Below are 22,442 nucleotides of genomic sequence, written 5' to 3'. Positions count from 1 at the left end.
ATTTTGGGCTGACTCATGTGTAAATTTGAAATGCATGTAAAGGCATAATTCATTATGTCTCACGTAACCATTTGAATTAATCCAAGAGAAATCAGCGTTGTGTTAGACGTTAAAAATAACGTCTCTACGGGGTAAGGCGCTTAACTTAATGACATTGGGGCTGACCCTACCAAAACCGAATATTATTTGGTGATGCAAATTACAATTCAAATTATCCAGCAGCTCCTATATGTTGATTTTGATGTTGATTTTGATGTTGATTTCTCCCACTTAAATAATCATAAATCCTTTACTTTCATCAGTTAATTTATGTTAAACTTTATCTTACAATTATGATGTAAAATGAATTAATATTTACATTATTTTATGATAAAGAATATTTCAAACCTATTTCTGTCCACCAGCCTTGCCTTGCTATTTCATCAACTACCCGTGCTCGGCCAAGAGCATCATGTCATTCATGGAGAAATTTTTTTTCCCAGAAAGACCACCAACCAATACCTTTTGTAAATATCATTGTTCAGAATAAAAATGTAGGTGGAGCTTCCGACATTGAAGGTCGGTTTATTATCAAAGTAGGCATACAGGACACCCTGATTTTTAGTGCGGTCGGTTATAAGAAAACATCCTTTACCATCACAGAAAAGATGATACAATTAGGCGTACTGGAAGTCAATATGCAGGAAGATTCTTTGGTGCTTGAAAATGTCGATGTCTATTCCAATGGCAATCAGCCATGCGTTTTCCGGAAGATCAATGAACCGTACTATATTCCCGGCATTGGCATGGAAAGAAAGCCCCCAAAGAAGCCTGAGCTCCAAAAACCTAAAGATCCGACCATTGCAAATTATGCCTTAGGCATGGTTTTCAACCCAATATCTACCTTACACAGTATCATCAGCAAAAAAGAAAAGGAGGAATTGAAAATGCGCCATATATTATATGATGAAGCGATCGCAAAAAAGAAACAGGAGCGCCGTGAAAAATTTGCAGGCATACTTACGGTAAGTAATATTTTTGATATTGATACCCTAAAAGCAAAGCGATTTCTTGAATATTACTCCCCTTCGGATAGCATCATTTTGAATCATGGACAGGTTGAGGTTACGATTGACCTGATGGAGCATTATGGGGAATATCTTGAATATTTAAAGAGCGAACCCAGGGAAATTCCCGAAGAAAATTAGATTATTGTCGTTTAAACAAGACCTTCGGAAACTTTTTGTACCTCACGGTACGGACGTTGCATGCAATGTCTCTACAAAGCGCACTGGATTATTATCATTATTATCAATATCGGTACACATTTTGCAACTCTCTCATTTACAAAGGTTAAATTTTGTTAATCTGAGCCTTGTGGTTATGATTGATATTAAATTAAACCTAATATTGCGCCGATACTCCTTGTTATGACATATAAAAATCCGATCGTCTTTTTGCTTTGCGTCTTGCTGTTATTCTTTGGCCAACTCCCAGCTTTCTGTCAGGACAATCCTGTATTGCACGGGAAAATTTTCACGCAAAAAGACCATCAGCCGATCCCATTTGTCAGCATCATTATCAAAAACAAAAATCTGGGGGGTGCCTCGGATACTGAAGGGCGATTTAATATCAAGGTCAGTGCGCAAGACACCCTGATCTTCAGTGCAGTCGGCTACAAAAAAACACCGATTACCATTTCAGACCAGATGATATCGTCGGGTATTTTGCAGGTGCGTATGGCCGAAGACTCTTTAATGCTCGAGAATGTCAATGTCTATTCCAATGGCAATCAGCCTCGGGTTTATCGTGCCAAGGCGAATGATCCCTACTACATTCCAGGTATTGGCATGCAAAAAAAGCCCAAGAAAAAGCCTGGACTTCAGGCGCCAAAAGACCCCAATGTTGCGGACTACGCCCTCGGGATGATATCGAATCCATTATCGACCATCCAAAATGCTTTCAGTAAAGAGGCCAAAGAAAAGCGGAAAATGCAGCATGTGCTCTATCAGGAGGCGGTTAAAAAAAAGAAGCAAAGCCGGTATGATCAATTTGCAAGTGCTCAAGCCATACAAAAGCTATTTGACATTGACAGCACGCAGGCGAACGCTTTTTTGGAATTTTATCACCTGCCGCTAACCTTTGTAATGAATAACACGGATGCAGAAATTACCATTGCTTTAATGGATCATTACGGACAATTTCTGAACCGCCTGAAAATGCAGGAAAACACACATGCCGCCCATAAAGCACCAAAACAGGGCTGATCGATGATTAATCCGTCGAAATGAGATTTTATGGTACTTTATTCTTATTCAGTCAAAATAAACCATGAATTGACCCTATCTACTGGTCTTTAGCGGCAAAAGGATCGTTTTCATAATCAAACATTACCTGATTTTATGAAAGCACTCTTTGAAGATATATTCCAATACCATTTGCAGTTTAATGAAATGATTGGTCAGCAGTTAAAGGAGAACAATCTTCTGCAAGGACAGGAAATGCAGCTGTATTGTCATTTACTGAATGCCCACCAAATATGGAACGCCCGCATACTTCATCAGGCAGCAACACCCCTTCATCAGTTACTTGATATCGATGCCTGCTTTGCCCTCAATGAACAAAATCACCGGGAGACACAGGAAATTCTTGCACAGCGAAATTTAGAGCAAACCATTATTTATGATAACTCCACTGGAGACCTCTTTCATCATTCCCTCCGTGAAATCCTGTTTCATATTTCCAATCACCACACGCACCATCGGGGGCAAATTGCTTTTATGTTACGGCAGCAGAACGTACAACCTTTACCGACCGATTATATTTTCTACAAAAGAGCACAACAGTCCGCATAGCCGATATGCTAAAAATCATAACCCCCAGAACTTCCATTGTGCCTATCAATCTACAGGACGATCAGTTTCTGCTTGAATTGATGAACACCAAAGGCTGGCTGACATTTATCGGAGACAAGTATATCGAAAATACGCAACATGCAAGAACCTATATTATAGATTCTATTATTCCTGCGTATAAATCCCCCACGATGGGTATGCGCAAAATTGTGCTCAAGAGCTCCAATACACCAATCGGCATCTGTGGTTTTGTGCAAAGAACTTACCTTGACTTGCCTGATATCGGTTTTGCACTCTTGCCCCAATTCAGTAAAAAAGGTTATATGCTTGAGGCATGCCGTGCCTTGCTCGCTTATGGAAAAGTCCGAGGCATTCACCCATGCGCAGCCATTACCACCTCCTCCAATGTCAAATCCCAGCAACTGTTAAAAAGGCTTGGCTTTCAACAACAGCAGCACCTACCGCCACAAATGCCCAAGAAGTTTATGCTGTTCAGCAATCAATCTCCGCTACCGCAGTGCTGACAAATCGCGACCGTGCATATTCATAAAATCGAATAATTGATGATCCAACAGGTGCGAAGGACTCACATTCTGAAGCGCATTCATGATGATCTCCATACGATCGGGATAAGCCTGTTCCCAAGTTTTGAGCATTCCCTTGACCACCTGTCGTTGCAGTTTCGGTTGTGATCCACACAAATTACAAGGGATAATCGGGAAGGCGCGCAACGCTGCATAGTCAGCGATGTCCTGCTCACGGCAATAGGCCATCGGACGCAGAACGGTTAGGCTTCCGTCGTCGGTCAGGTATTTGGCGGGCATGGCCTCCAGTTTTCCGCTGAAAAACAGATTCAAGAAAAACGTTTCGATAATGTCATCCTGATGATGACCAAGGGCAAGTTTATTTGCGCCCAACCGCTTGGCAGTTTCATAGAGGTTGCCTCGTCGCAAGCGTGAACAAAGGCTACAAGTCGTCTTGCCTTCAGGTACTTTTTCTTTTACTACTGAATAGGTATCCTTTTCGACAATCTCAAAATCAACCCCCAGATTTTTCAGGTATTCAGGAAGAATGTGCTCAGGAAAGCCAGGTTGTTTCTGATCCAGGTTCACCGCAACCACATCAAAATGAAAAGGCACCACCCTCTGCGTATGCAACACCATATCCAACAAGGCATAACTGTCCTTTCCTCCCGATAGACAAACCATCAACTTATCCCCTTCCTCCAGCATACTGAAGTCCATCATTGCGCGAGAAGTTGCCGAAGTCAGTTTTTTCTTCAACTTCTTCAGCGCCTGCTTTTCATTCACTAATTCTTCCATTGGTGCAAATATCAGTGGATTAAAAGGATTTTCAAAACCAAAGAGGATATGTTGGAAAACAGGCAAAAAAATATCAATCTGTTTCAATGAAGGGTAAAAGCCAATCTAACAAGTATCCTATGGAAAATTTGAGACCATAATTATTTTATCTATTTTTATAAAAATATCAACCAATACTTTACATATGAAACTATCTTTACATCCTTCAATGAAAGGGTTAATGAGATTAACATACATGGTTATGCTCTCATTTATTTTACCTACTACCCTATTTGCTCAAGATCCATCTAATTGCGAAGACGCAATAGAATTTACGGAATCCATCACACTGCCGCTTGCCCCTGGAGGTAATTGGTACAAACTTATTTCTCCTATTGATGGCTACATTCACCTAACTGCTAATGAGCATTTTATAAGCTTTGTTTACCCAAACTGTCAAACTGATAAAGTGGATGACTATTTATCTGGAAAAGATCAGCGTATCAAATGCCAAAAAGGGCAAGTTTTTTTGTTTAAGTGCCAAAACTACAATAACGACGCTCTTGAACTGAGTATTGATTTTCGGTCAATAGTTGGAGGCGAATTTTGTGATTTAGCCATTCCTGTAGATGCTGGTGAAAACATCACCAACTCAACACATACTTCAACTTATTATACCTTCACTCCTGAAACTAATGGGCAAATATCAATTGTTTCAGATCCGAATATGACCTTCTACCTCAAATCATCTTGCAATGGTAATGACGAATACGTTAGCCCTTCTCGAAACATAAAATATGATGTCTTCGCAGGAGAAAGCATCTATTTAGAAGCCAATCCCAATTCCATTACCACAGATTTTGAATGGAAATTAATTTTCCACGACCAGGAAAACTTGGAGCCATCTTGTTTGAATGCCATTGCTGTGCAGCATGGGGAAACAGTAGATTTCCCAAGGGATCAAACGGCTCAATATTATTCCATAAGCCTTGAGGAGGACAAATTATTGACCATTGATGCAGAAGGGCAAAGTCATTTGAATATCCAAGTAAAAGAATCTTGTACCAATAGCGGATATTTTAATAGTCTTCCTTTTGAGAAGAATTTATCAAAAGGCAATTACCTCATTTTCTTAGGCTTAGAAAATGGAACAAGCATAGAAGAAGATTTTCCGATTACCTTCAATCTATCCGAACCAATGGAAAAGGAAATTGGATCATGTTCCAACCCACTGCCTCTAAAGATCGGAGCGAATGAAGTACCAAAAGATATTTGGGAAGTCTATTATACATTTACACCTGAAACCGACGGTATATTACACTTCAATCCAGAACAGGTTAACTGGATTATATTTGGCAAAGATTGCAAAGGCCATAAAACACATACCACACATGATATTTTGCTCAAGGCGGGTGATCAGTATATATTTAATCCTGGCTTCATTAATAGGGTTGAGTCATTTGACATTACTTTTGAGTCAAAGCAAAACTTACCAACACATTGCGCTAATGCTCAGGTATTACCAATAGACTCTTTGACGATTAACGGAAATGAAATAACGCCTGAATTTTATCGATTTGAAGCAACATCAGATGGAGTATTGGTCTTTCACAATGCAGCAGACATCAGAATTGAGGTGGGAACTTGCGATGAATTTAACTTTTCTACTCCTCGATTTGCGGTAAAGAAAGGGGAGCAGATTGATTTTAAATTTTATAAATCCCTTCAAAAAAATAAAAAGATTTTCATTGAATACAGACCTATCGAGGAAGGTGACCTATGTGAAAATGCTCAACCTTACCATTTGGGTGAAAATGTGGTGGGGAATGAACAATACTGGAGGTTTACAGCACCACAGGATGATTTTTATCAATTTTCAGCAACTCTGGCCAAACCAAGTAATGGCATTAACACCATGCAAACTTATTTCTATCTGGATTGCTTTAATGAACAACCTTCATATCGACAAAATAATAACTTCACTCGAAGTGTTGAACTTTTAGGTGAATACGACATCAGTTCGAGTGATATATTCTTTTTAAGAAAAGGTGAAGAAATAATCGCCTATTCAGACCAATTACATCGACAAGACACCATTAAGATCAGTTCAACCATCGCTGAAACAAAAGAAACGTGTGCAACCGCTATGGAATTTGAACTGGGTGATACCTTAGCTTTGCTGGAGAACAACTGGAGGGCCAACTATTTCAAATACACCGCCGCATTTAGTGGACTGCTAAATCTGGAGTTCATAGGATCATCCAAAAACATCGGCTTGCATGTTAAAAATTCATGTGATGCAACTTATCAAACAGGTAGTTATATGTATTCAGATTCTCCTTTCTATGTAGAACAGGGCAAGACCTATTACTTTGAAGGGAAAAGATATCTTAATAATATCAACCAAAAGATTCGTTTTACAAAAGGGGATGAAAACCATGGAAGCTGTACGCAGAGCCTCCCCTTAATTCCTCAAATCTATGAGTTGACAGAGCATACGGTATTTTTTGAATACTTGGCACCAGCAAATGGAATAATTTCGATTGGAAATTGTAACCTCTCACGAGATAATAAGCTCTCTATTTATACATTTACAGGAAGTTGTGAACTATTAATCAATGGCCGTAGCGCTTCATCCATCACAACTTGTGCCTATGGTAACACAGAGCATTATTCTGTCACGGCAGGAGAGACTTATTATTTTAAGGTGAAAAATCACGATAAAAACGCCATTGGAAAGATTCAGGTCGAAATCGAGTTGGAGAATCAGCCTTTAAAAGGAATAATTAGCGTAAATGGAACACCTCAATTTGGAGAGGCGATTACCGCCTTGGTTGATGAAATTAATGTGACTGATTATACTGGAGAATGGTATAAGTTCGATACACCAACAGGCATTACGACTAACACTTTAACCTTAGATGAAAGCCTGCTTTATGCAAACCTTAAATACGTGGTAACTTCTTCTGAGAAAGATGGAGTGATTGCTTCCAAAGCATCCTACGCAAAAATATTCGAGCAAAATAAGCCTAACATACCAGAAGCAGAAAAAATAGATGCCAACCACATTACTTTAAAAGAACAACCCTTCATGGAATACCGCATTGAAGGCGAAGGCTGGCAACGAAGCACGGAGTTCCCTGATCTTGCAGAAGGAGAAACTTACAACTTCTATCAGCGCGTCTATGCGAGTGCGGTATCCAAAAGATCAGATGCTTCAGAAGCCTTGGCGGTAGTAACCCGACCACTTGGTGCGGACAAACCACAAATTGCACTTTTAGCGTATCCGAACCCAACGACAAACATCCTGAATATCGAGGTGGCGAACCCGTCGAGCGTTCAGCTGATTTCGATGGCGGGAACGGTATTGATTGAGCAGTTTGTTGATGCCGAAGGCAAGATCAATGTAAGCCATCTTGCTCCTGGGCTTTATATCATCAGAGCACTGGACGGTGAAAATGAATTTACGGGAAGAATTGTGATTGAGTAGGTATAAAATCCTCCAACATCAAAGCCCAGGCAATGAAAGCCTGGGCTTTTTTGCATACAGTAGTACTCATATTGTAGGGTTTTTAACCCTACAACATTACTAACCTCGGGTTACATTATCACAAAAAATAGCCAAAAACAACTCTTTTATAGCTCATTAGTGCGACTTCACCCTTCGCAGTAGATTTGATGTGGGTTAAAAATCTTTATTCTATTATTTATCCATGACCTTTGGGTAAAGAAAGCAATTAGCGTTTTTAACCTCTTACAATAATGAAGTATTTTTTATTAAGCTTACTGGCCGTTTGTCTGCTTCCCTTTCAGGGAATATGCCAAACATCGTCATTCAATGGCGGATGGAGCTTTGCGCTGAGTGATGCCTCGGGGCACCCCAACGCCAAGATGGAAGCCATCCATATTCCGCACACTTACAATCTGGATGCCTACAAAACGAAGGATTATTATCGTGGGTATGCCGTTTATGAAAAGCAATTCACCATCGACAAGGCGGAAGCTGGCCGATTGCACTATTTACACTTCGAGGGTGTCAACTCCAAAGCTCAGGTATTTTTGAACGACCAACTTCTTGGGGCGCACCAAGGAGGCTATACGGCCTTCAATATTGCACTGGATAAAGCCCTGAAATTTGGGGCAACCAACAGGCTGAAAGTTGTGGTGAACAATGAAAATAAAAACCTGGCACCGCTATCGGGGGATTTCACCATCTTCGGGGGGATCTATCGCGATGTATGGATGGTTTCCAAAGCCAAAACGCACTTTGACCTTGATCAGCTTGGTGGCTGGGGAGGAATCATTCGCACGCCAAAAGTAAGCGCCTCTCAGGCTTCACTTTCTTTTGAAGGTAAAATTAACAGCGCACAATCGCAGAACCTGAAAATGGAGGTGGTCCTGACTGCCCCTGACGGATCAAAGGTGATGGCGAAAACTTTCAAAAAGTATTTCCATAAAGGCACGAAATCCTGGCACGTAGAAATGCCGACGGTCAACAAGCCACAGCTGTGGAGCCCTGACAGCCCGTTACTCTACCACTTGACCGCAACATTGAAAGATCGCCATGGACGCACACTGGACACCTTCTCACATCAGGTAGGTTTCCGATGGTTTGCCATCAATGCACAAAATCAATTTGAACTCAATGGCGCACCCCTAAAACTGATCGGTGCAAGTCGCCATCAGGATAAAGCCCCTTATGGAATTGCGGTGTCGGATGAGCAACATTTTGCGGACATGAAAATGATCAAAGACATGGGTGGCAACTTCACCCGTCTGGCACATTATCCACAAGACCCTGCTGTTCTGGATGCCTGTGACCGCTTGGGGATTATCGTTTGGCAGGAAATCCCACTGGTGGATATCATGTCGAAAAATGAAGCCTTCACTTCGTCGGCCACAAATATGCTCAAAGAAATGATTGAGCAGTATAGAAACAACCCGTCTATCGCTATTTGGGGACTGATGAACGAAGCCTGCATTCAGGTGAAATACCGCATCAAGAAAAAAGAGCCTCGTGATTTGTTCTGCCTATGGACTGCCAAATTTGGCAAGTCACTGAACAAGCTGGCCAAAGAAGAAGATCCTTCACGACTAACCGCCATGGCCTTTAATGAAGACATCAATTACGACCGCTATGGCATGTCGGGTATTGCTGACATCACAGGGTGGAACCTCTACCCAGGCTGGTACGGTGGCCAACTTAAAGGCTTCGAACATTTCATTGCCGAGCAGCACCGCCTTTTCCCACACCGTGCGCTGTTCATCTCGGAATTTGGAGCAGGCTCCGATGCCCGTATCCATGCCAACAATCCGCAGAAGTTCGACTTCTCTATGGAATATCAGCAAAAATATCTTGAGCACTACCTGAAGGTGATACAAAACACCGATTATATCATGGGTGGATCGGTTTGGAACCTTGCAGATTTCAGCTCCGCTTCCCGTCAGGAATCTATGGTGCATATCAATAATAAAGGTCTGGTGCATCTGGATCATACCCCAAAAGATGTCTACTACTTCCTTCAGGCCTGCCTGGTAAAAGACCGTCCGATTGTTCACATTGCCACTGACGACTGGGCGAACAGAACGCAGGTTACCGAAGGCGATCGTGCAAAAATTGAGGTGAAAGTGTACACCAACCAAAACCACCTGTCCTTATTTGTGAATGGCATCGACCACGGCGAACGTACGGTAAGAAACCACATTGCCCGCTGGAAAATGCAAAATAAAAGTGGCGTATATCAGTTGATCGCTGCTAAAAACCGCACCATGGATGTGGCTACCCTGAGTTTGAATAACATCCCTGCGAAGCTCAAAAAAGGTGCTCCAGTAAATATCCATATCAATGCTGGCTCATCAGTCATTTATACGGATCATGCTAAAACTACCTGGTTTGCCGATCGTGCCTACAGCGAAGGTGGCTGGGGTTTTATTGGCGGGGAACACTTCAAACAAGGCGACCGCAACGGAACCGTAGCGACGATTAAAGATACGGACGAACAACCCTTGTTTCAGACCGCAAGAATCGGGGATTTCAGCTACAAGTTTGATGTTGCCCCAGGGACTTACCAACTGGCGCTCAACTTCGCTGACCTGTCCAACTGGGGTCCACAATCAGCCTATTTGCTGAACAATCAACAAGGGCAGCAAACAAAAGTCGGGGCGATTGATGTTGAAATTAATGGCAAGGTGGTACTGAAAAATTTCACCCCCGCGCAGGTTGTGGGCGGACACCGTGCACTGGTTAAAAAACTGTTAATCCAGAATGACCAACAGCAACTGAACATCAAAATTACAGGATCCAACGGACAGGCCTTTTTGAACGGTCTGAGCCTGATTTCCAAATAAGCAATTTCAGTAAATAAATTCATAGAATAGGACGCGGGCCGTTACCCTATTTTTTACGGCCCGTGTTTGATTTCACAGACATATTCTAAGATGAAAAAAACTATTTATACGCTCTTGTCTGCGGCCTTATGCCTGGGTTCATTCCATATGCCCACCGCACAGGCAGCTACGCATACCGATCAGGTGAGTCAGCAAAAAAGACCCAACATCCTGTACATCATGTCGGATGACCACGCCATCCGCGCAATTTCCGCTTACAAATCTGATATTGCCAAACTGGCGCCAACCCCAAATATCGACCGACTGGCCAACGAAGGGACGCTCTTCATGCGTAACTACTGCGCCAACTCGCTGTGCGGACCTTCCCGTGCCACGGTACTCACTGGCACCCACTCGCATATCAACGGCTTTATGGCCAACGATGGCAAAACCCATTTCAATGGAAACCAGCCAACGATCGCCAATATCCTTCGCAAAAACGGATACCAGACAGCTGTTATCGGTAAATGGCATTTGATTTCCAACCCAGTAGGTTTTGATCATTGGGAGATTCTGCATGACCAGGGAGAGTATAACAACCCCGACTTTATTACCAAAGATGGAACACACCAGGAGAAAGGGTATGTTACAAGCATCATTACTAAAAAGTGTGAAAACTGGCTCGACCATCGCGATAAAAGCAAGCCTTTCTTCCTGATGATGCACCACAAAGCGCCACATCGCAACTGGGTGCCCGATGCCAAAAATTATCACCTGTATGAGGACATCCACTTCCCTGTTCCATCGAACTACTTCGATGATTATAAAGGAAGAGTTGCCGCTGGAAAACAGGAGATGAGCATTGCACGGGATATGTACGAAGGCCATGACTTAAAAATGGTTCGTGGCATTGACAGCGACAGCCTGCTGTATGACCGCTGGCCACAGGTATTCTTCGGACGCATGACCAAAGAAGAAAAGCAAGCATTTTTGGACGCTTACCGAGAAAGAAACAACGAGTTCTACAGCAAAAAACGCAGCCCAAAAGAAATCGCCATCTGGAAATATGAGCGATATATGCAGGAGTACCTGGCCACCATTCACTCTGTGGACGAATCCGTTGGGGAGATCTACGATTACCTGAAAAGAAACAATTTGCTCGATAATACAATCGTTGTTTATACCTCAGATCAGGGATTCTATACTGGAGAGCACGGCTGGTTCGACAAACGCTGGATGTACGAAGAATCTTACCGCATGCCATTGATGATCCGCGACCCTTTCATCAAAGCCAAAGGAAAGAAAATCAATGCACTGACACAAAACATTGACTTCGCCCCAACCTTCCTGGATATGTGTGGGGTGAAAGCACCAGAAATTATGCAGGGGAAATCATTCCTCGGACTGATGGACGGTTCCGTATCGGAGAAAAACTGGAGAAAATACCTTTACTATCACTTCTATGAGTATCCTGGTTTCCACTCTGTACACCGACATGACGGCGTAAGTGATGCACGATACAAGCTATTGGATTTCTATCAGGATGGGAACTATGAAATGTACGACCTTAAAACCGACCCTACGGAAATGCATAACATCTTCGGCAAGAAGAAATATGCTGCCACACAGGCACGCCTGATGAAGGCACTACAACAACAACGCGACTATTATAAGGTACCTAAAAAATTGTACTCAAAATAATTCGCCTGTTTTGAGGGCGTGTTTAACATCAAAAGTTGATGAAGAAAACTCGGAGGATAAGCCCTCTTTTTAGCACGCTCTGAAAATTCTTTACCCCTTGCAGTCTCCCTGCAAGGGGTTATTTTTTGTTATTGAAGCAACAAATAGATAAAAATATCAATCATAATCACTACTTTAGTAGCATTACCACACTTTTTGTCAGCTTACCACTGACCTTTTTACCACACACAATTACTTAACATGCCATTTGATTTAGAAAATGTCGCCGTGCAGCCCCGCTATGTGGCCATTATAACGGGCGCAAATTCAGGCATAGGCCTGGAAACCGCCAAAGCATTGGCCCGCAAGCAAATGACCGTAGTCATGGCCTGCCGCAATGCAGAAAAAGCACTTCAGGCCATCAGCACCATTAAAACAGCAGTGCCCGAGGCCAAACTGACCTTTATTCCCCTGGACCTGGCCAACTTCTCTTCCATCGAGGAATTCGCCAGAAAATTCAAGGAGGAATTTCAGCAACTCCACCTGCTGATCAACAATGCAGGCGTGATGGTCCCTCCGCTCTCTTATACCGAAGAAGGTTTTGAAAGCCAGATAGGCATTAACTATTTGGGGCATTTTCACCTGACCAACCTGCTGTTTCCGCTCCTGGACAATACCCCAGACAGTCGGGTGGTTTCTCTCAGCAGCATCGCCCATAAAGGGGCCAAAATCGATTTCAATAATCTGAATGCTGAAAAGGGCTATTCAAAAATGAAGGCCTATGCGCAAAGCAAACTCGCCTGCCTGATGTTTGCTTTGGAGTTCAACAGAAAGCTCCACAAAATTCAGAGTGGCGTGAAATCCGTGGTGGCTCACCCAGGTGTTTCCCCTACCAACCTCATGCAACATTTACCCGATTTGCTGCTCAAAATTTCTGCACCACTCATGCCCATGATCTCCCATGAACCACAGGAGGCCGCACAGCCCATCATCATGGCAGCGCTCGATCCAGAGGCGATCGGTGGAGAATATTTCGGGCCCACAGGCTTTAAAGAAATGAAGGGCCCTCCAGGAATTGTACAAGCCAATACCAATGCTCACGACCAACGGGTGGCCGAACAATTATGGGAAGCCGCCGAGCTTTATACCAACAAAAAATTCAGTGTGATTACTGTTCCAAATTAGTGTTTTGGCACAGCGTTTGTTTATTACTTAGCATAGGTTGATGTTGGGTAGAAAGGGAGCTCAACCACTCGGTTAAGCTCCCTTCTTTTTTACTTTTGACATCCCGATAGAATGATGAAATCATAGTGATAATATAAGGTTATAGTTTGGTATAGTTGAAAGCTCGGAGTGGTTCCCGAGCTTTTGTTTTTTTTACCCCCGTCGATCATCAATTTCGCCTTATGGCAGGCAAACTCAAGCCGCTTAAATCACCCCATCCCTTAGCAGTTCAAATCATCATTACCTGTTAAATCAGGTACCCACTGACGCTTGCCCGTTCATCTGTAAATTCTTTATGGTGCCAATGCCATTCAGCCTGAGTCGAAAAAATATCACGGTGTACTTTGTTGCACTTCCTCAAAAATTGGCTAAATTTGAGGCTGATGATTGTATCAAAATTGTAAATAGCGCCCAAAAAAAGTGTCTTTCTGAACGCTTACTCAGCACCCTCTCCTGTTGCTGACTGGTCGCTGTACCCCAACTTTTCCACTTACAATTTTATACCCAAATTTATCAGCAATGATTAATCATCTCACTGCGTGGGGATTACCCACAAATTACCAGAATCCAACCCCAGAATTCCAGCTTGCCCGTGTTTTAAAAGCACATAAATCCAATTACGAGGTGGTGGCCGAATCGGGCATTTTCAAAGCCACCCTATCAGGAAAATTACTACACAGTACAGAAGACCCTTCGGATAACCCGCAGGTTGGCGACTGGGTGGGCATCATGATTTTCGATGAACAGACCGCCTTCATTATGGCCTGCCACCCCCGAAGCTCCGCTTTGCAAAGGGCAAGTGTGGGTGCTTTTGCACAGGCGCAGGTTCTGGCCGCTAATATCGATGTGGTTTTGATTGTTCAGGGCATGGATCACAATTATAATCTCAACAGGCTTGAACGTTATTTGGTGCAAGTCCGTGCCTGTGCTATTGAGCCGTTAATTATCCTGACGAAAGCCGACCTTTGTTCTGCCGAGGAATGCACAGAACGAAAAGAGGCCGTCCGTGGCATCGCCAATGGCGCAAGGGTTATCCTGCATTCGATGTTTCAGGAAGATTCTGAGGAAATCAACCAGTACCTCAGCCAAGGAAAAACGGCCGTTCTGGTCGGTTCATCAGGCGCAGGAAAATCCACTTTGGTCAACCTGTTGATGGGCACAACTCATATGGCTACGGCAAGCATCAGCGCATCCAATGCCAAGGGTCGCCATACCACCTCACACCGCGAGCTGGTTCAACTTCAAAATGGTGCTTTGCTCATCGATACCCCAGGAACAAGGGAATTTGGATTGACCGACAGCCCAGAGGGAATTGAAATGACTTTCGAAGAGATTTCACAACTCAGCGGAAGCTGTAAATTCAGGGGCTGCACCCACGAACATGAACCTGGCTGTGCCGTGCAGGACGCGCTGGAAGACGGCCGACTGGAAGCGAGAAGGTGGCACAGTTACCAAAAGCTACACCGTGAACAGGACCATTACGGTATGGATAAAGTACAAAGACGCAAAAAGGACAAGGCCCTCGGAAAAGTCTATCGTTCAGCACAAAACGACAGCCGACGCCGAAAGGGGCGATCTTAGAAAATCCCCACTGAATATTCATCAATATCTAATGTCGGGATCCAAGATTGGCACAAGCTTTGTTTAATACTTAGCATAGGTTGATGTTGGGTAGAAAGGGAGCTCAACCGCTCGGTTCAGCTCCCTTCTTTTTACTTTTGATGTCCCTATTTTGTATAGTATAATCATAGTGGTTCATAGGTTATAATTGGTATTAGTTTGAAGCTCGGAGTGGTTCCCGAGCTTTTTTTTACGCCCAAAATTCAATACCTACCTGGCAATAATTCCTGCTTGAACCGTCGATGAGGTGCCCATTAAAACAACAAATAAATAGGCGGTGCTTTCGGTTTTTGAAAAGAAGCCGATGCCAATCTCTTGAAGCAATTCTCAAGTTCAGCAAGATTTTTTCTTTGGGCTGAAATTCATGGATCAGGCGGGCAATCAAGGAGCGTTATAACACCTGCGACCGAAATCTCATTGAATATCCCTAAATTGGTCGCTGAATAACTCAAGGTAAATAATCGACATTTTTACCTGCCGAGCTAAAACGAATTCCGTTGTCTAATTCCAAACGTCCATAACCATATGAAACCAGTCGCATTAATTACAGGAGCATCAAGCGGGATCGGCAAAGCCCTGGCCCGCATCCATGCCGCTCAGGGTGGAGATTTAGTGATCATTGCCCGAAGTGAAGGTAAATTACTCGAACTCAAGGAGGAACTTTCCCAGAAACATCAAATTGCCGTCAAAGTCATTGTGAAGGACCTCACTGACGCCAATGCCCCCCAGGAAATATACGATGAGGTGCAGGCCAGTGGCATTTCCATAGATTTCCTGATCAACAACGCTGGTTTTGGCGGTGTCGGCAAATTTCATCAGCGGGCATGGGAAGACGATCTGGCGATGATCAACCTTAACATTGTGGCCCTATCGGCCCTCACCCGCCTTTTTCTGCCAGACATGGTCAAAAGAAATGCTGGAAAAATATTGAACGTTTCCTCCACGGCCTCTTTGGTGCCTGGCCCTTTGCAAGCGGTGTACTATGCCACAAAAGCCTATGTTACCTCTTTCAGCAATGCCATCGCACAAGAATTGCATGACACCAAAGTAACGGTTACCAACCTGATGCCTGGTGCAACAGCTACAGGTTTTGGGGAAATTTCTGGCATGGACAAAACGGCCCTATTCGACGAAACCGCCGACGCCGATCAGGTAGCACTCGATGCTTACTCAGGCATGATCAATGGTAAACTCGACGTAATCACAGGGCTGAAAACCAGTCAGAAAATCATGCTCAAAATGGCGCCCTTCGTTCCCAAAAAATTGATCCTGAAGCAGGTTCACAGCGCACAGAAAAGTAAAGAATGATATTTCCCCATGGAGGTCATTAGTGCAGCGCCTCTAATGGCCACATGCAAAGCCCTCTTGTATGCGGACAGTCTCCCTGCTCCATTTTGCGCCAAACAATCCTGCTGTGGCTTCCCCTGCCCTTCCGCTCAATTTTATCAATATATTCCTAATCACCTATTTTAAATGTGATCTGCATTAACGATCTTTGAACCCAAAGAAGATAAAATAATTCACATATGAGCCATAATGAGACAGATCATTCAGCTGAAGAGTACAAATCGCTGAATTTTATTGAGTCCATGATTGAAGAAGAAATCAAGGAAGGAAAGCACGGAGGTGTCGTACATACCCGTTTCCCTCCTGAGCCCAACGGGTACCTTCACATCGGACATGCTAAGTCTATTTGTTTAAATTTCGGATTGGCTCAGCAATACCAGGCAAAGTGTAACTTACGATTTGATGACACCAACCCATCAAAAGAAGACCAGGAATACGTTGATGCGATCAAGGAAGACGTTCAATGGCTGGGCTTCGAATGGGACGGCGAGCCAAAATATACTTCTGATTACTTCGACCAACTCTATGCTTGGGCAGTGAAGATGATCAAAAATGGCAAGGCTTATGTTGATGAGCAATCTGCCGAAGAAATTGCCAAACAAAAAGGTACTCCTACTGAAGCTGGCACGGCGAGCCCGTTCCGCGACAGACCAGTGGAGGAATCTTTGGCGATTTTCGAAAAGATGAAAAATGGAGAAATGGCGGAAGGTTCTGCGGTTCTTCGTGCGAAGATCGACATGGCCAACGCGAACATGCACATGCGTGACCCATTGATGTACCGCATCATCAACAAACCACACCATCGCACAGGAAGCAAGTGGCACATCTACCCAATGTATGATTATGCCCACGGGCAGTCGGATTACCTTGAAGGGATCACCAACTCTTTGTGTACTTTGGAGTTTGAAGTTCACCGCCCGTTGTATGAATGGTTTTTGGAGCAGGTTTACGAAGGAGGCATCAAGCCTAATCAGCGCGAGTTTGCCCGCCTGAACCTGAGCTACACCATCATGTCAAAGCGTAAGCTTTTGCAATTGGTAGAAGAAAATATTGTTACAGGATGGGACGATCCTCGTATGCCTACGGTTTCTGGCTTGCGCCGACGTGGTTATACTCCTGAATCGATCCGTAATTTCTGTAAAACCATCGGTATCGGTAAACGCGACAATGTGATTGATGTCGCTTTGCTGGAATTTGCCGTTCGTCAGCACCTGAACAAAATTGATGACCGTGTAATGGCGGTTTTGAATCCTGTGAAGCTGGTGATCGACAATTATCCTGAAGGACAGGAAGAGTGGCTGACCGCTGAAAACAACCCTGAAGACGAGAACTCTGGAACCCGTCAGGTGCCTTTCAGCAAAGTATTGTACATCGAGCGTGAAGATTTCATGGAAGATGCGCCACGTAAGTTCTTCCGCCTGTCGGTGGGTAAAGAAGTACGTTTGAAAAATGCTTATATCATCAAAGGGGAGTCCGTGGTAAAAGATGCCGAAGGCAACATCACGGAAATTCACTGTACTTATGATACCGACAGTAAGTCTGGTTCTGGCACAGAGGCTTCCTTGCGAAAAGTGAAAGGAACGATTCACTGGGTATCTGAAGCACACGCCCTGGATGCTGAAGTTCGCCTTTACGATCGCCTGTTTAACGATGAAGCACCCGACGGACACAAAGGAACGGATTTCAAAGAATTCCTGAATCCAAACTCCCTGACGGTCATTTCCAACGCCAAAGTGGAACCAAGCCTTAAAACGGCCAAGCCATTGCAAAGTGTGCAGTTCCAGCGTATGGGTTATTTCTGCGTGGATAAAGACAGCACAGCTGACCGCCTTGTTTTCAACAGAACGGTAGCGCTGCGCGACAGCTGGAGCAAGAAAAAATAATGATTGCCTGAGCAATCTTTCCAAAAACGCCTGACGGTACCCACTGTCAGGCGTTTTTTATTTATGCCATATTTAATATCAACATTAATAGTAATTTAACTTTTTATCATTTAAACATTACCTTTCATCCCTGAAAAGGATATATTTACACAAATTCAACAAATTACCTATATGAAATTGAATACCTTTTATCAACTGATCGTCCTTTTGGTGGCGATGACATTTACAGCATGTAGTTCCTCAGATGACAATGCCAGTACAGCACGTTTGTCTGTAAGAATGAGCAGCATGGAAGCGCCAGGCAACCTGAGAGTGAATGCCACTGCTGAATATGATTCCATTATTCTGAACATTGAGCAGGTGCGCATCAAAATGAGCAATGAAGGTTCATGGATCACCCTTGAAAACGCCAACCCTGGCCGTTACAACATCAGTAACCCACACCTTGACGGCCTTTTGGGCGAGGTACAATTGCCTGAAGGTGAAATTAAAGAGATCCGTTTTGTACTGGATCAGGACAATGAAATTTATGTAGATGGTGAGCAGCACGACCTGAAAACCCCTTCAGCGCAAACTTCTGGCTGGAAGCTTAAAAAAATCACCAACCCGACCATCAAAGCGGGTCATGCTTATACCCTGAGCATCGATCTTGATCCTTCCTCGATCAGCCATAATAACGGCATCGGCTATAAATTGGACCCTGTGGCTTCGGCAACATTACTGGAAGTGGGTACTGTAAAAGGTGCTGTGATGTTTACCAACATTGAGGGCATCGATGAGGCCTATGTAGAACTTTACAAAGGTGACGAGCTGATGATCTCTACCATGACGGTCGATCACCTTTTTGTATTCCCAGGTTTGTTTCCTGCCACTTACACCGTAAAAGTGGGTACGGCACTCAACGAGGATGGCCACATTGTCGATGGTACTTATATGGAGTCGCAGACCATCCGTGCGGTAAGCTCTCCTGCAATTGCTGTGGAAGCGGGCATCGAATATGAAATTGCACCATTGACACTGACCGCAGAATAATCCCTGCCGCCATATCAATGATACCAAAAGAGGCTGCCCTTTCGTCAGGGCAGCCTCTTTTTTTGATCAATAGCCGAATCGTATCTTTAGCCGACCACCTGTAAAACCGTTCCAGATTCCTCCACCGTTAAGGCTTTCAGATAATAGGTCGCCACCTCGCTCGCAGCTGTTCCCTCCGAACTGTCCATGCCCATCATCTCCATGGTTTCCTTCACCCAGCCAGGGCTCACCACCTGTATTTTCTGCTGATCGAGTTCCAGGCTTACCGCCCTCGCATATCCTTCAATGGCGCTGTTAATCATCGTCAGAGAGCTGCTGCCCTCCATCGGATATTGTGCCAACACCCCAGAGGTAAGGACAAAAACCGCCTTCTCTGCCGCGTATTTCCGACCAATATGCACCAAATTGACCTGCCCCATCAGTTTACTCTGTAATCCGAGCATATAATCCTGACCAGAAAGCGCCCCAATGTTGCCCCATTTTGCGGTGCCACTGGTGGCAATCAGGGCATCAAAAGCACCCACCTTCTTAAAAAAGGCCTCCACGGCTTCTGCCGATTGCATATCCAGCTGCGCATCACCACTGCTTCGGTTCACCGTTAAAACCCGATGACCTGCACTTTCAAGCTGCTGCAAAACTTTCTTTCCCAGTGTTCCTGTGGAACCTACCAAAATCACTTTCATTGTTTTGTTATTTATTTATGGTCTGAAAAACCCCGTTTTCCATCTTTCACTAATAATCCCCTTTTAGCCCTGAATGTTATCAAGCTGCTGAAACAGCCGATCCAGATGCGCCTGTGCCCTTTCGGTTACACCTTCCACCGTATTATATACTCCCTCGATATAGACCATCCCATGTGTATAAACAGGGTCGAAATAGTTCATCTGCGTCAGGTGGGCGGTCTGCTCTATGGGTTTCATAAATTCCTCAATGCGGAAATGATTATAACCCGTAGCTTTGTAAGCATCCTGTGGGCCACCAATGGTAAAACTTGCCATGAAGTTTTTCCCTTTCAGCTGATCTCCCTCTGGGCCATAAGCAAAGTTGAACGTCAGCACTTCATCACACCAGTGCTTCAGAATACCTGGCATATTGTACCAGAAAAATGGATACTGGAAAATGACCGTGTCTGCCGATTTCAGGGCTTGCTGTTCAGCGGCCACATCAATCTTGAAATCCGGATAAAGTGCCGTAAGGTCGCGCACTTCTGCCGAAGGGTATTTTTGCTGAATCCCCTCCACGATAGTTTTGTTGGCAATGGAATCCGAAATCGACGGATGCGCAAGAATAACTAATAGCTGTCCCATAATATTTATTGTTTTTTATTTGTATATACAAGTATTGGAAGGTGTTTAAAATCAGATATTCCTGATGAAAATCTGACGGCTTTCTATTGGAAAGTCAAAGTTTAGATACACCCCTGATATAAATCCCTAAAATGCGCAAATGTTGGCTGAGGTGCCGATTATTCCAATTTATTATTGGCTTGATAAACCCCCTGAATGAGTTTCAGGGCTGCAGCTTCCCCGAGGAGCTCACAGTAATGATCGTGAAGATTTTTTAATGCTGATGTGATCTTCGGAATCACCTCCTCCCCTTTGTTGGTCAAGGAAACTGTCACCACCCGCCCCTCTTTTTTCCGGACAATCAAATCCGCATTCACCAGCTTGTCCACAAAGCGGGTAATGGTGGAAGGTTTCAGGTGCATGCCATCCGCCAATTCACTTTGTAAAGCCGAAGGATTGCCCTGAATATAGATCAGCAAATAGGCATAAGAAGCTGGAATACCCACAGGAACAAAGGCCTCGTCGGCTAATTTGGAAATTTTCCGCGCCAGGGTATTGGCGGCAAAATACAAGCAATGTTCATCGTAAGTTTCATGCATAACGGCCCTATCAGGAGGTGATCGATTTTATAGTTGCACATACAACTATTACCATGCCAAAAGGTTTGTTTTCATTCAAATGAAAAAATATTACAATGAAAAAATTGTAAAGACATATTGCAGAAAAACAAAGCGATCATTTTTAGTTAAAGCGCGATAATTTAAAGGCGAGATGATGGTAAAATTAAATATTATTTAGATTTTACAGTAATTCCATTAAAATAACCTTCATGAATAACATCCAGCTCAACCCTGCCTTTATTCCATTTTCATCTTTCCTCAAGCGCCTGCCGACCTATGGTGAAGCGCACAACCTTTTGAATTCAAATGAAGGGCATTTTTTTATGGAAGAAAGGGGCCTGGCTTTACGGATCGATTATTTTGGGCCGAGCCATAACCAACTGTCCTCAAATGCACCCATTTCAACAGGTGCCAGCCGATGCTGGAAACATGCCCATCAATTAAAAAACCTGAATATTCAGTGCCCAACACCGCTGGGTTATATAGAAACTCAGCATGAAAAAGGGCTGATCAGTTTTTATATTTCACACCATGAACCTGCCAAATTTAACCTTCGGGATATTTTGCTGAGTGAACATGAGGACCGTGAGCTGATTATCGAAAATTACCTGTTTTTCCTTGAGAACAGTCTGCAAAAAAATGAAGTGATCCATCAGCATTTTGACGGCACAGAAACGCACATTCACTATCGGAATGGGGCTTATGAATTTAGTTTGAATAAAATGGTGGACCTGAATTTCGGGCAAAAATTCCGACTTAAAGAAGCCATTGCCTGCCTCCCTCCAATAGACCGTCCGGTAGAAAAAATGAACTAAATTGCCGACTGTTCAACCTCGGGCTTCAGGTTAAAACCCGAAGCGAATACAAAATGCACCTTCGGTACACCAGTCTTGAAAGGACTTTTTGTAATAGATATGGAATTCATTCCATGGTTAAATCGGGACGAGCAAATTTTATGTGGTTTGATAAATTGCAATCATATTGGTGTAACCCCTAATTATTACAAGGATTTATATTGTCCACAGATTACACAGATTTCCACAGATTTTTTATTTCGTAAATCGGATATCGCAAATCCAAAGACACTTTACTATTCTTTTTGATGAGGACGCCTTTAAGAAAAGTGTGCGTTATTTACGGATTGTAGCAATAATGCTGATTTTATGGATTTCACCTTAGGTTTATTCAAATTATTAGGGGAGTCGTCAGGAATAACACCGCGATAAGCATTTCAAATTCAGGTATAAATGGCGACCAGCGGAAGATTCCACCAGTCGCCATTCACAAA

At 43.6% G+C, this 22,442-nt stretch carries 17 protein-coding genes; 13 read left to right on the top strand and 4 right to left on the bottom strand.

Annotated elements, in window-relative coordinates; genetic code table 11:
- The first annotated feature begins 350 nt into the window (after positions 1 to 350).
- The 4 genes from AABK40_RS17085 (at position 351) to AABK40_RS17070 (ending at position 3,358) form a co-directional block, all read left to right on the top strand.
- Positions 351 to 1,187: a carboxypeptidase-like regulatory domain-containing protein gene (locus AABK40_RS17085; RefSeq protein ID WP_338398606.1), complete on the top strand. Its 837-nt coding sequence runs from the start codon at positions 351 to 353 to the stop codon at positions 1,185 to 1,187.
- Between the two features lie 222 nt (positions 1,188 to 1,409).
- A complete protein-coding gene (locus tag AABK40_RS17080) occupies positions 1,410 to 2,246 on the top strand; it encodes a carboxypeptidase-like regulatory domain-containing protein (RefSeq protein WP_338398277.1) in 837 nt (278 codons plus the stop codon).
- Positions 2,247 to 2,381: 135 nt separating this feature from the next.
- Positions 2,382 to 2,834, top strand: a complete 453-nt coding sequence (locus AABK40_RS17075; protein WP_338398276.1) for a DinB family protein — start codon at positions 2,382 to 2,384, stop codon at positions 2,832 to 2,834.
- A 5-nt stretch (positions 2,835 to 2,839) separates the two neighbouring features.
- Positions 2,840 to 3,358, top strand: coding sequence for a GNAT family N-acetyltransferase (locus AABK40_RS17070; protein ID WP_338398275.1), 519 nt, complete (start codon positions 2,840 to 2,842; stop codon positions 3,356 to 3,358).
- Here the strand turns inward: AABK40_RS17070 and ttcA are convergent.
- Complete coding sequence (gene ttcA, locus AABK40_RS17065; RefSeq protein ID WP_338398274.1) at positions 3,344 to 4,156, bottom strand: tRNA 2-thiocytidine(32) synthetase TtcA; 813 nt, start codon at positions 4,154 to 4,156, stop codon at positions 3,344 to 3,346. The genes AABK40_RS17070 and ttcA overlap by 15 nt on opposite strands.
- A 184-nt stretch (positions 4,157 to 4,340) precedes the next feature.
- Here ttcA and AABK40_RS17060 point away from each other — a divergent pair, with 184 nt between their 5' ends.
- From AABK40_RS17060 to AABK40_RS17025, 8 genes are all read left to right on the top strand, one after another.
- The gene (locus tag AABK40_RS17060; RefSeq protein ID WP_338398273.1) at positions 4,341 to 7,625 is read left to right on the top strand and encodes a T9SS type A sorting domain-containing protein; all 3,285 of its coding nucleotides are present in this window, start codon (positions 4,341 to 4,343) and stop codon (positions 7,623 to 7,625) included.
- A gap of 272 nt (positions 7,626 to 7,897) precedes the next feature.
- Positions 7,898 to 10,483: a glycoside hydrolase family 2 TIM barrel-domain containing protein gene (locus AABK40_RS17055; RefSeq protein ID WP_338398272.1), complete on the top strand. Its 2,586-nt coding sequence runs from the start codon at positions 7,898 to 7,900 to the stop codon at positions 10,481 to 10,483.
- Between the two features lie 90 nt (positions 10,484 to 10,573).
- Complete coding sequence (locus AABK40_RS17050) at positions 10,574 to 12,163, top strand: sulfatase family protein (RefSeq protein ID WP_421953312.1); 1,590 nt, start codon at positions 10,574 to 10,576, stop codon at positions 12,161 to 12,163.
- A gap of 240 nt (positions 12,164 to 12,403) precedes the next feature.
- Positions 12,404 to 13,327: an oxidoreductase gene (locus AABK40_RS17045; protein WP_338398271.1), complete on the top strand. Its 924-nt coding sequence runs from the start codon at positions 12,404 to 12,406 to the stop codon at positions 13,325 to 13,327.
- Between the two features lie 558 nt (positions 13,328 to 13,885).
- The gene (gene rsgA / locus AABK40_RS17040; protein ID WP_338398270.1) at positions 13,886 to 14,947 is read left to right on the top strand and encodes a ribosome small subunit-dependent GTPase A; all 1,062 of its coding nucleotides are present in this window, start codon (positions 13,886 to 13,888) and stop codon (positions 14,945 to 14,947) included.
- A 564-nt stretch (positions 14,948 to 15,511) separates the two neighbouring features.
- Positions 15,512 to 16,294, top strand: coding sequence for an SDR family NAD(P)-dependent oxidoreductase (locus tag AABK40_RS17035; protein ID WP_332921397.1), 783 nt, complete (start codon positions 15,512 to 15,514; stop codon positions 16,292 to 16,294).
- Between the two features lie 218 nt (positions 16,295 to 16,512).
- A complete protein-coding gene (locus AABK40_RS17030; RefSeq protein ID WP_332921396.1) occupies positions 16,513 to 18,216 on the top strand; it encodes a glutamine--tRNA ligase/YqeY domain fusion protein in 1,704 nt (567 codons plus the stop codon).
- Positions 18,217 to 18,387: 171 nt separating this feature from the next.
- Positions 18,388 to 19,248, top strand: coding sequence for a DUF4382 domain-containing protein (locus AABK40_RS17025; protein ID WP_332921395.1), 861 nt, complete (start codon positions 18,388 to 18,390; stop codon positions 19,246 to 19,248).
- An 86-nt stretch (positions 19,249 to 19,334) separates the two neighbouring features.
- Here AABK40_RS17025 and AABK40_RS17020 read toward each other — a convergent pair whose 3' ends face one another.
- The 3 genes from AABK40_RS17020 to AABK40_RS17010 all read right to left on the bottom strand — a co-directional run bounded on the left by AABK40_RS17020 (position 19,335) and on the right by AABK40_RS17010 (position 21,133).
- Entirely contained in the window at positions 19,335 to 19,931 is a 597-nt protein-coding gene (locus AABK40_RS17020) for a short chain dehydrogenase (RefSeq protein ID WP_338398269.1), read from the bottom strand.
- 63 nt (positions 19,932 to 19,994) lie between these two features.
- Positions 19,995 to 20,555 carry an NAD(P)H-dependent oxidoreductase gene (locus AABK40_RS17015; protein ID WP_338398268.1) on the bottom strand — a complete coding sequence of 187 codons (561 nt, stop codon included), beginning with the start codon at positions 20,553 to 20,555 and terminating at the stop codon, positions 19,995 to 19,997.
- Between the two features lie 158 nt (positions 20,556 to 20,713).
- Entirely contained in the window at positions 20,714 to 21,133 is a 420-nt protein-coding gene (locus AABK40_RS17010) for a MarR family winged helix-turn-helix transcriptional regulator (RefSeq protein WP_338398267.1), read from the bottom strand.
- 230 nt (positions 21,134 to 21,363) lie between these two features.
- On the opposite strand from AABK40_RS17010, the gene AABK40_RS17005 reads away from it, so the two are divergent.
- Positions 21,364 to 21,969 carry a hypothetical protein gene (locus AABK40_RS17005; protein ID WP_332921391.1) on the top strand — a complete coding sequence of 202 codons (606 nt, stop codon included), beginning with the start codon at positions 21,364 to 21,366 and terminating at the stop codon, positions 21,967 to 21,969.
- The last annotated feature ends 473 nt before the right edge of the window (positions 21,970 to 22,442 follow it).

The organism is Persicobacter psychrovividus (genome assembly GCF_036492425.1).
Lineage (GTDB): Bacteria > Bacteroidota > Bacteroidia > Cytophagales > Cyclobacteriaceae > Persicobacter > Persicobacter psychrovividus.
This window is presented reverse-complemented; position numbering and strand designations above follow the sequence as displayed.